Origin of the sequence: Chamaesiphon polymorphus CCALA 037, assembly GCF_003003845.1 — a bacterium.
Taxonomy (GTDB): Bacteria; Cyanobacteriota; Cyanobacteriia; order Cyanobacteriales; family Chamaesiphonaceae; genus Chamaesiphon; species Chamaesiphon polymorphus.
Window position 1 is genome coordinate 1 of sequence record NZ_PVWO01000176.1, and the last position, 10,550, is coordinate 10,550.

13 protein-coding genes are annotated in these 10,550 nt (G+C 44.9%); 10 read left to right on the plus strand and 3 right to left on the minus strand.

What is annotated here, in order from left to right; genetic code table 11:
- Positions 1-9 precede the first annotated feature (9 nt).
- Complete coding sequence (locus C7B77_RS14490; RefSeq protein WP_106305983.1) at positions 10-1,008, minus strand: FecCD family ABC transporter permease; 999 nt, start codon at positions 1,006-1,008, stop codon at positions 10-12.
- A 160-nt stretch (positions 1,009-1,168) separates the two neighbouring features.
- Positions 1,169-1,507, minus strand: coding sequence for a type II toxin-antitoxin system HigB family toxin (locus C7B77_RS31115; RefSeq protein ID WP_281261358.1), 339 nt, complete (start codon positions 1,505-1,507; stop codon positions 1,169-1,171).
- A 216-nt stretch (positions 1,508-1,723) separates the two neighbouring features.
- Between C7B77_RS31115 and C7B77_RS14500 the strand changes: the two genes are divergently transcribed.
- The 4 genes from C7B77_RS14500 (at position 1,724) to C7B77_RS14515 (ending at position 5,431) form a co-directional block, all read left to right on the plus strand.
- The gene (locus tag C7B77_RS14500) at positions 1,724-3,130 is read left to right on the plus strand and encodes a TonB family protein (protein ID WP_106305985.1); all 1,407 of its coding nucleotides are present in this window, start codon (positions 1,724-1,726) and stop codon (positions 3,128-3,130) included.
- 94 nt (positions 3,131-3,224) lie between these two features.
- The gene (locus C7B77_RS14505; protein ID WP_106305988.1) at positions 3,225-4,262 is read left to right on the plus strand and encodes an MORN repeat-containing protein; all 1,038 of its coding nucleotides are present in this window, start codon (positions 3,225-3,227) and stop codon (positions 4,260-4,262) included.
- 2 nt (positions 4,263-4,264) lie between these two features.
- On the plus strand, positions 4,265-4,891 hold the full coding sequence (locus tag C7B77_RS14510) for a MotA/TolQ/ExbB proton channel family protein (RefSeq protein ID WP_106305991.1): 627 nt from the start codon (positions 4,265-4,267) through the stop codon (positions 4,889-4,891).
- A 135-nt stretch (positions 4,892-5,026) separates the two neighbouring features.
- The gene (locus C7B77_RS14515; protein ID WP_106306012.1) at positions 5,027-5,431 is read left to right on the plus strand and encodes an ExbD/TolR family protein; all 405 of its coding nucleotides are present in this window, start codon (positions 5,027-5,029) and stop codon (positions 5,429-5,431) included.
- A gap of 9 nt (positions 5,432-5,440) precedes the next feature.
- Here the strand turns inward: C7B77_RS14515 and C7B77_RS14520 are convergent, their stop codons facing one another.
- Entirely contained in the window at positions 5,441-6,181 is a 741-nt protein-coding gene (locus C7B77_RS14520; protein WP_106305994.1) for a DUF2459 domain-containing protein, read from the minus strand.
- A 130-nt stretch (positions 6,182-6,311) separates the two neighbouring features.
- Between C7B77_RS14520 and C7B77_RS14525 the strand changes: the two genes are divergently transcribed.
- The 6 genes from C7B77_RS14525 (at position 6,312) to C7B77_RS14545 (ending at position 10,525) form a co-directional block, all read left to right on the plus strand.
- A complete protein-coding gene (locus C7B77_RS14525; RefSeq protein ID WP_106305997.1) occupies positions 6,312-6,614 on the plus strand; it encodes a DUF2499 domain-containing protein in 303 nt (100 codons plus the stop codon).
- 191 nt (positions 6,615-6,805) lie between these two features.
- Positions 6,806-7,114 carry a DUF3593 domain-containing protein gene (locus tag C7B77_RS14530; protein WP_106306000.1) on the plus strand — a complete coding sequence of 103 codons (309 nt, stop codon included), beginning with the start codon at positions 6,806-6,808 and terminating at the stop codon, positions 7,112-7,114.
- Between the two features lie 46 nt (positions 7,115-7,160).
- On the plus strand, positions 7,161-7,664 hold the full coding sequence (gene folK, locus C7B77_RS14535) for a 2-amino-4-hydroxy-6-hydroxymethyldihydropteridine diphosphokinase (protein WP_106306003.1): 504 nt from the start codon (positions 7,161-7,163) through the stop codon (positions 7,662-7,664).
- Positions 7,665-7,864: 200 nt separating this feature from the next.
- A complete protein-coding gene (locus tag C7B77_RS14540) occupies positions 7,865-8,419 on the plus strand; it encodes an NUDIX hydrolase (RefSeq protein ID WP_106306006.1) in 555 nt (184 codons plus the stop codon).
- Positions 8,420-8,693: 274 nt separating this feature from the next.
- On the plus strand, positions 8,694-8,816 hold the full coding sequence (locus tag C7B77_RS31430) for a hypothetical protein (RefSeq protein ID WP_281261359.1): 123 nt from the start codon (positions 8,694-8,696) through the stop codon (positions 8,814-8,816).
- A 92-nt stretch (positions 8,817-8,908) separates the two neighbouring features.
- Positions 8,909-10,525 carry an MBL fold metallo-hydrolase gene (locus tag C7B77_RS14545; RefSeq protein WP_106306009.1) on the plus strand — a complete coding sequence of 539 codons (1,617 nt, stop codon included), beginning with the start codon at positions 8,909-8,911 and terminating at the stop codon, positions 10,523-10,525.
- Positions 10,526-10,550: the final 25 nt, after the last annotated feature.

Consider the following 10,550-nt stretch of genomic DNA (forward strand, 5'->3'; position numbering starts at 1 on the left):
TTTGGCGAGTTAGACAAATACTGGTGCGCCGACAAGTGCCGTCATGACGCCGACTGGCAGCTCTTGGGGCTGGATTAATAGTCTGGCGGCGATATCGGCAACTAACAGGAGAATGGCACCGTAGACTGCCGAGTAGGGCAAAATCCAGCGATAATCGGTTTTGATGAAAAATTTCACGCCGTGGGGGACGACTAGCCCCACAAACCCGATCGGCCCCGCAATCGCTACGGCACTACCTGCGAGTAACACCATACTCGTCACCGTTAACAGCTTAATCGTCATGGTGTTTTGTCCCAAACTAGTAGCAACGTCTTCGCCTAAGCTGAGGGTGGCGATTTGTCTGCTAAGGGCAAACGCCAGGATTAACCCCATCACCAGCACTGGTAATACCCGTAAAAATAGGCCGAAATCTCTCCCGACTAAGGAACCTGCCAGCCAAAACCGAATTTCTTCTAAGGTACTCTGGCTGACGATTAGGATGCTGGTAGTTAAGGCGGCGATAAATGCCGCGATCGCGGCTCCGGCGATCGTGAGGTTGAGCGGGGTGACTCCGCCAGGGCCGAGGGATGCACAGCCATAAACGACGATCGCCGCGATGCCCGCACCCACAAAGGCGGCTCCAGCATAGTCTGAGGGGGTAGAGCTACCAAACAGAAATGATGTACCGACGACAGCCAGGGCACCGCCAGCTTCAATGCCTAAGATGCCTGTTTCGGCTAAGGGGTTGCGGGTTAAGCCCTGAATTGCCGCCCCCGCTACGGCGAGAGCGGCACCGACAGCCAGAGCCATCAGCGATCGTGGCAATCTGACTGTTTGGATAATCAGATGGTCGAAGGAATTATCGAACTGGGTAAAGGAGTTGAAAATCACTGCTAGCGAGATGTTTCTAGTGCCTAGAGTAATGCTGTAAATCGCACACCCGATCGCCACCAACAGCCCTAGCCCTAACCCGACTATTGGTGAGGGTTTCAGATATTTAGACCACCTCGCAACCGTGGGATCGAGCATAGATACTTGCTAAGATTAATCATTTAATCTTACTAACTATTAGTAATAATTTGCAATGGTACTTTCAGCGAATCTAGCTCTAATTGCTAGTTATCAACAGTTAATCTCTACGATCTGGCCTTTAAAAGTCGATGTTTGAACGCTAACCGCTGCCATCGCATCAAAAAAGGCACGGTTTAAGTATGTGACAAAAAGTCTGGCTGGGGATAGACAACACGAATATCGCTCGCGTACAATTTAGAATTTGTTGATAATAATTCTTATTTAAAGGGCAAACTAATAATTCTAGCCCAATGCGATCGAATATCGGGCGGTTAATCCCGATCGTGGCATTATCGTATTCTGCATGAGTTAAGATATCTCGAACAAAGATAGTACCGCTCCGATAGTTGATTTCAGCTATCAATCGATAATGATTGCCTTTGATATTGAAAACCGTATAAATACCCACTAAATCGGCTGAAGGATAAGCTTCTCTAAGACGGAACGAGAATTGCAATGGCAGTCTATTGATAATTTATCTCAAATATTTTTCAGCATTATTGCTGAGTTATGATAAATTTTAGAGATTGGACAATCCGTAAAATGCTTGTTTTGTATAAATCATAGCCACTTAATTCTCAAATTAAGTTAAGCGGTAGTGCTTGACCTAAGTGAAAACTATTTGTGATAATGTCTCAATAGCTGTATTCCTGCTGTGTAAATCCCAAAAATTATGGAACAATTGAGTTTCAGTGCCATATCCAGGCAGAATGCCGACAAAAATCTGCTAACTATCTTACTGGCTGGGGTAGGTGGCTCGATTGCATTTCACATTGCAGCGTTCGCTGGAGTCTCTCAGTTGTGGCAGCCAACCGCCGCGATCGACGAACCGATAGAAATTACGATGGTGGATACCGCGCCTGAGCCACTGCCAGCAAAACCTGCGCCTCAGCCAAAACCAGTGCCGATCGTTAAGGCAGAACCAAAACCAGTGCCGATCGTCAAGGTGCCTGCTAAATTAGAGCCAAAACCAGTTCCTGCCAAACCAGTCCCGATCTTCAAGACAGCAGCATCGCTGGATAATTTCACCAATTCGGCGAAGCCGACGCTACGCGAACGAGTTCCCGCCAAAACCGCCAGTAAACCTGCGCCCAAATCAATCGTCGCCCCACAGCCCAAAGCAGTAGCTCCACCAGCTTTTCCTGACAAACTATTCCAAGCGGAGCAACCACCAGCGAAAACGCCTGTAACACCCAAACAAAAGGTAGCAAAATCGCCTACTTTTAAGACTCCTCAACCCAAACAGCAGAAAATAGTTACAGAGCCTCAACCAGAAACGCCCGTCAGTGAAACTCGATCGGGACTAGCAACTAACTCACCCAATCGCAAACTTGCTACTCAATCGACAGCGGCACCCACACCCACTCAGGATGAAGATTTTGGAGGGATTGCCCCTAGCAAAGTCAATACCCCCACGGAGGAGATCGCGCCGAGCGGCAACAACCAGTCGGGATTAACTGGCAACCCAGCTAATCCTAGTAAATTAGCTGGCAGATTGACGACAGATAATGCTACTAGCAACGCCACTGATGACAATTTTGGGCAAGTCGCACCGAGCAAGATTAAGACACCGACTAACGACGATTTTGCCGGATCGAGCAGTACCGATCGATCGGGTTTGGCAAGTAACCCCACTGGCGGCGGGAAATTGGGAAGTAGATTGACAGGTAATAATCCTGGAGCTAGCGATCCTGGCAACGATCGCGATTTTGGTGGTGTCGCGCAGGGTAATAGCTGGCGTGGTGCTAGAACCGAGCCGGGTGCTGGCTTAAAGCCTAATTCTGGCAATAATGGTAACGGCGACGATGCTGCTGGCTCTGGGAAAGCTTTTGGACTGCAATGTATTAACAGATGCGAAATTAGCGGACTCACAGATTTAGAAGATCGCGATGGTGGTAAAGATAAATTACGGATTAAGATTGCGATCGATCCTAAAGGTAATGTCACCAGTGCGAGTATCGCCAAATCCAGCGGTAATTCAACGATCGATCGCATCGTGATTAATGGAGTTAAGCAAATGCAATTTAGTCCACCAGGAAAAATAGTAGAACGAATAGTCAAGGCAAATATTTTACTATAATTCATTCGATCGTGATGATTAGAGAACCAAAATTTGATTGGATGTTCACTTGATAATTACTGACATAATTCTTTGATATTGTTTTTGAGATTATATGAATAATTTGAGAATATTAACCACAAGTACAATTGGAGTTGCCGCAGTAATTTTTCAAACCCATCTGGCGATCGCAGCTAGCATCACCTTACCCGATGGGAGTAAATGCGAGGGTGAAGTGAGTAGAGGAGTTTTAAACGGTCAAGCTACTTGCCAATATGCTAGTAAAGATACGTATGCTGGCTCCTTTAAGGATGGTAAATTCTCTGGCACTGGTAAGTATACATTTGCTGCTGGGGGCAGTTATCAAGGTACTTTTAAAGACGGTCAAATTGAGGGTAAAGGAGTAAGACTTTATTCAGATGGAGATCGGTATGAAGGGGAGTTTTCTAAAGGCGAACCCAATGGCATCGGTAATTATATCGCGACTGGTGGCGGCGGTTATCAAGGCGAATTCAAAAATGGTTCGCCCGCAGGTAAAGGTACATTTACCTTCAAAAATGGCGATCGCTGTACCGGAATTGCGACAAATACTCAACTCAATGGAGCTGGTACTTGCGAATATAAAAATGGTAATGTTTATCAAGGTAATCTGGTTAACGATCGACCAGATGGTAAAGGTAACATGACTTTTGCCGATAAGAGTACCTATGCTGGCGAATTTAAAGCCGGACAATTTGCGGGTACAGGGACTCGTAAATACAAAAATGGTAATATTTATACTGGTACTTTTGTTAATGGTGCCCCTAGTGGCAAAGGAGCATTAACTCTTGCCAGTGGTGACAGCTATACAGGTGATTTTGCAGCGGGAAAATTCAATGGTACTGGCATCTATAAATTCAAAAATGGTGACAGTTATACTGGAGAATTTAAAGATAGTAAATTTGCAGGCAAAGGTGCGATCGTCACGGGTGGAAATCGTTGTGAAGGAGAATTTAGCAATGGCGAACTAAATGGTAAAGCTATCTGTAAATATAAAGGCGGCGAACAATTTACTGGCGAATTTAAAAATGGCGATCGCGATGGCAAAGGAGTATTGACTTCTGCCAATGGTACAAAAGTAGAAGGAAATTGGAAAGCGGGGAAAATGCAATAATGATGGACTACTTTATTAAAACTTTTAATGCAGGTGGAGCGGTGATGTATCCCCTGCTATTTGCCTCGATCCTGACGATCGCACTCGGAATCGAAAGACTATATTTTTGGACTAAAATTGGTCGCAGAGAGAAACCGATGATTAGGACAGTATTAGATTTGTATCAGAGTGGCTCGCCGCTAGTTATCGAGCGACTCGAACGCGATCGAGATCTCCCGATTGCCAGAATCTTTATGGCGGCAATCGGGCTTAAAGATCCTACTCCCGAAGAATTTCGCTTGGCAATGGAGAGCGAAGCTCATGCCGAAATTCCGATCTTGCGGCGATTTATCGATATTTTTGATGCCATTATTGGATTAGCCCCACTCCTAGGACTTTTGGGGACGGTAACAGGCTTGATTATTTCATTTGATTCCCTCAAAATCGGTCAAAGTGTTGGTGCTGGTTCTAGTAAAGTAGTCGGCGGTATTGCCGAAGCTTTAATTAGTACGGCAACAGGCGTAATTGTCGCCGTAATGGCTTCCCTTTGTGCGAATTTATTTCGGGCATTATACCAACGACAGATGTCTCAAATTCAAGAATCTACAGGTCAATTAGAACTTATCCACCGTCGTAATTGGCAACAATAAGGAGTCCGCTATTCGGTAAATTAGATCGTTTAAATGTTTTCTCGATTTGCTCGGATAGTAAGGGTAATTTATGAATTGCTCCTACGATCCGAGCGAAGCTATTATTTTCATTTTACCAATCATTACTATCTAAAAATGCGCTTACAAATTGACACAGAAGATCGTGCGCCCGAAGTCAATATCGTTCCACTGATGGACGTTATCTTCGCAATTTTGACCTTCTTTGTGATGACATCTCTATTACTAAGTCGGACTGAAGGATTGCCCGTCAATCTTCCTGGCGCAAGTTCTGGCAAAAGTCAAGATCAGACCAAAATTGTCGTGACGATCGATCCACAAGGCGCGATCGCCCTCAATCGTCAACCGACAGATTTGGCAAGCTTAATGCCCAAAATTCAAGCACTTGGCACTAAAAATGGGGAATCCCTAGTAGTTATTAATGCAGATGAAAAAGTCGGGCATGGACAAGTAGTTGCGGTAATGGATTTAGTTCGTCAAATTCCAGGAGTAAAGATGGGAATTGCGACTAAAAGGAAATAATAAGTCAAGTTAGTTATTGGTGAAAATAAACGAATCAGCGGATCGAACAGCAGAATGTGGGTTTATGCTCGATCGATCGCAATTGCAGTCGATTTGTTTCATTACTGCTGGAGCCAAAGCCGCCCATACTGGCGTGTTGACATCGGCAATGCGTAATGCTTCGGCAGTCCACGCATTGCAAGTTCTCATGGCTGAATAAATCCCTTTGGCATTATAAAAACCGCTGTCGGAGTATAAGCCTTGACGTAAATAAGTAACTTTACTATTAACAGATCGATCGAAGCTATTGTTAATAAATTGGACGAGTTTCAAATATTGAGATTCGCTCAAATTCACTTTGCGTATTTCCATATCGGAGTCTGAATTTAACTTTGGTTGCGATCGACCCCAAACATGCATTACACTCGGGCCAGGGATAAATAGCACATCAAAGATCGAGATCGGATCGAAAGCCGCATTCATAAAAAATTGTCGATCGCCCCAACCAAAACTTAGATATTCGTACCGATCGGCAGATCGACCTAATTGCGACAAGTCTAAATGCTGTCGCCAATCAAATACTCGATTGGTCACTGGCACCATAATTTCGGTATGAAAATTATTAACATTACTCACATAAATTGGAAAATCACAGTCTAATTGTTGTGAGTAAAACCATTTTGTCGGTGTAAAAGCACCAATTATTGCCACGGCCAAAAATCCTAAGCCAATCCGTACTAAAAATCGCCTGAATTTTTTAAACTTTTTCAATGACTGCTGTCCTCGATCGCTTGGTACTCTAGTTGTAACTTCACTTTTAACTCTATCTTTTACGCAAGTGTTAGCAATCGGAGCACAAAATAGTTAATAATTAAGATAATATCGATCGCTAATAAACTGGATGCACGTACTCTCAATTCCGACTTGGGTCATTCATATTTCTAGCGTCATTGAGTGGATGACGGCAATCTGGCTGATTTGGCTGTATGCCGAAACTAGTGGTAATCTAGCTTGGCGAAGTCTTTCGTTCGGGATGTTACCCGCGCTGGTAAGTGCTATGTGTGCGTGTACTTGGCATTTTTTTGATAATACTCCCACGTTAGAGTGGTTGGTAACTCTACAAGCAGCGATGACGTTTGTAGGCAATGCGACGATGTGTCTGGCGGCTTGGCAGATTAGTAAGCAATCGGTAGTAAATAATTGATAATTGATAATTGATAATTGATAATTGATAATTGATAATTGATAATTGATAATTGATAGTTGATAATTGATAATTGATAATTGATAATTGATAACTGGGTTTTTGGGTTATGGTTGAAATTCCCCAGCCAACAATAATCCACATTTTAGGTAGGAATTTTAATTTTCTGTTCTTTGTTGAGTTTCGGATCTATGTCTTCGATAATTGCATCGTTATTTGCTAAAGAATCATTATTCGCGCTCTCTTTATTTCCCTATTTAGGCTTTTTGTGGTTGATGACTAAAAAAGTCAAAACTCCCAAGATCGCTCTGATTGGTTTTTATCTAACCCTGGTATTTGTCGCAGTGACGATTCCCGTGGGTGCATACGCTCAAATTACTTTACATAAATCGTTGGCAGATGTCGATCTATTGCATGGTGGAGCTGAATTCTTTTTGACGCTTTCTAATATCACGATCGCGATCGGTTTTAGTCAAGCCTTAAGATCGGCCAATAATTGATAAGGTAATTATCAATTATCAATTATCAATTATCAATTATCAATTAATGACAGATTCAAGTTTGAATAATGGCATGTGCGCGATCGGGTTGGGGAGTAACTTGGGCGATTCGAGAGCAACTTTAAATGGCGCGATCGAGCGATTGCAAATCCAGCCTCAGATCGAGCTAATCGCCGTTTCTAGCTGGTATCAGACTGTGCCGATCGGCCCACCTCAGCCAGATTATCTCAACGGTTGTGCGACCGTAAAGACCAGTTTGAGCGCATTAGATCTATTGACTATTTTACAGGCGATCGAGACTGATTTTGGACGGGTGCGACGGGAGGTTTGGGGCGCGCGGACTTTGGATTTAGATCTGTTACTGTATGACAATCTAATTGTCGATCTCCCCACTTTACAGATTCCCCATCCCCGAATGCTCGAACGTGCATTCGTACTCATCCCGCTAGCCGAAATTGCCCCCAATTGGCGCGAACCCAAATCGGGCGAGTCGATCGCCACCCTCTGCAACAAGTTAGAATATGCAGGGGTTAAATTAATTGATAATTGATAATTGATAATTGATAATTGGGTTGGTAACATAAAGACGGAGAGCTTGATGCAACACAATTTAGAGGTTCCAGAGGTGAGGCTATACTAAAGCATAGGAGAAAAATAATACATCCGCTGCTTGGTTGATTTTCATGGACGGGTTCCCCGTCCGACAATGCATCCGCAATTATCAATTATCAATTATCAATTAATTTACATATGCCATTAGGAAACGAACCAGCTAAACTCATTCAGAACAAGCTACATTACAAAGGTCGTAAATTTACATTTAGTGTCGATAAGATCGAATTACCTAATGGGGTGACGGGCGAATGGGAATGTATTCACCATCCCGGCGGCGCATTAGCAGTACCGATTACTAACGATGGCAAATTAGTATTAGTCAAACAATATCGCTTCCCTACTCAAGGCCGAATATTAGAATTCCCCGCCGGGACATTAGAAGTCGGCGAAGATGCCGCAACGACGATCGCGCGCGAAATTGAAGAAGAAACGGGATATCGTGCTGGCAAATGGCAGAATTTAGGCGAATTTTTTCTCGTTCCTGGTTATTGCGATGAAATTATTTATGCGTATCTAGCACAAGATTTAGAAAAATTAGCCGTCCAACCTACAGGCGATGCCGATGAAGATATCAGTATCGTGCTCATGACTCCTGGCGAATTTGAAACAGCGATTTATAGTGGCGAACCGATCGATGCTAAATCGATCGCTGCTTATTTTCTCGCCAAACCAAAGCTAGGTTTAAGTTAGTGAGGGTGGGTTTTCTCTCCATGTTCTCATCCGATGACAATGGCAGATCCCGTCAAGAATGTTTAACGATCGTTGCACGCACAGGAGCGATCGTTCGATAATAGCCAATAAGTAGTTAACTAGAATCGACCCTACTAACCTTGAAATTTTAGCCGCTAGATGTACCAGACATCGGCATCGGTATCACCAAACAGCTACCGCTCTTAGGCATCCCCCTAAAGCCTAACGCCTAAAGCCTAAAGCCTAAAACCTAATCCCTATCCCCTAAACTAACATGAGCGTTCAAGTCATCTTACCAATCCTGACAATTCCCTTCATTCTTGGTGCCCTATTCTTCGGCACCCGCAACGGCTTCTATGATTCGGACAAATATCATGGTAATGGCTCGGCTCACTAGATTGCGACCTACCGTTGGCGCAGCCGTGCCAACGTTAGATAATTGCTTCGGATCTTGACATAGCGGCGTCGGCTTTATTCTGGACTTTTCCCTTGTCTACCCTGTCCCATTCTAGTAATGAAGATCTAGTTTGTCTGCCCTATGGTGTCGGCCATGGTGATGAGGGCGTGTGTTTGCTCGTCAAAATGGGGCCATATCGGATTTTACTCGATTGTGGCTTGAGAGACATTAAGCCCCTGATCGGCGTGGATCGGCAGCCGATTTGCGATTTAGTCATCTGTAGTCACGCTCACGCGGATCATGCTAGAGGTTTACTAGATCTGCATCGTGCCTTTCCCCAGCTACCGATTTATACCAGTGAAGTCACCAGCCATTTGCTACCGCTCAATTGGTTGGATGACAAAGCTGGCGTCCCGCATCTGAGCCAAGCTTTGCCCTGGCGACGCTCGATCGAGTTTGCAGATGGTTTATCGGCGGAACTATTCCCCGCTGGACATTTGCCTGGTGCGGCAGCAGTTTTATTAACCTATACCGGATTTTATAAGTCCTATAGTATCTTCTATACGGGCGACTTTTTCCTGTCCAATTCCCGTTTAGTAGAAGGTTTGCACCTAGACGCGATTCGGAATCTCAACCCCGATGTCTTGATGATCGAGGGTAGTTATGGCACCGCACGCCATCCCCATCGCCGCAAACAAGAAAATACATTAATGGCACGGATCGATCGAGCGATCGGTCAACAACAATCAGTTATCTTACCAGTAACTCAGCTCGGTATCGCTCAGGAATTACTAATTCTCCTGCGCTCTCACCACCTATTTACCGGACGCGATATCGATATTTGGGTAGATAGCGCGATCGCCGCAGCTTATGATGCTTATTTACCATTACTAGATAGTTTTCCGCCGTCGGTTCAAAACTTTGCCCGCCATCAGTCCCTATTTTGGGATGAAAAAGTCCGTCCGCACGTTCGCCAGCTTACACCAGAGACTTTACCAAAGATCCATCAACGGCAGTGTATTATCATCACCGAAAAATACACAGATCTCGACACTTATACCCAGGGACATCCCTTCCCTGTGCTGGTATTGTTACCCTCATCGCCGCACGGGATAACTATATTCCCCCCTACAACTCCCGAAATGGCAGTTGAAACCTACCTGTTGAGCGAACATTCCGATGGTGCTGGTACCGCACAGCTCATCCATAATATCCGTCCCAAACACGTCGTATTCGTTCACGGTTCGGCTCCTTATTTAGCAGATCTGACGGGATTAGAAGAGCTGCAAAACCGCTATCATCTCCACTCCCCATCCGCCGGAACGCTAGTCTCTCTACCGATTGGCGAGACATTCATCCAACCCGCACCGCCGACAGATCCCAACTATGAAGGCGAATTAATCGAACTAGAGCGCGAAATTAATATCACCCTACCAAATGCGATCGCCAGCGATCCCCGCTGGCACAATTTCGCCGATACCGGATCGATCGAAGCCAGATGGCAAGGCGAAGAAATCGTCCTCCGAGGCATTTCACCCCGCGAAATTCTCGCCCGCCAACAAGAACTAAATCTCGATCCCGACACCCCCTGCTGCGGCAACTGTCGTTTTCAACGCGGCTCCCGCTGTTATAATAGTCGATCGCCACTCCACAACTTTAAAGTCACCCCCGACGGTTTTTGTCCGGCATTTGAACAAGGAAAGGGGTAGATGGGTGGATGAGTAATGAGTAATG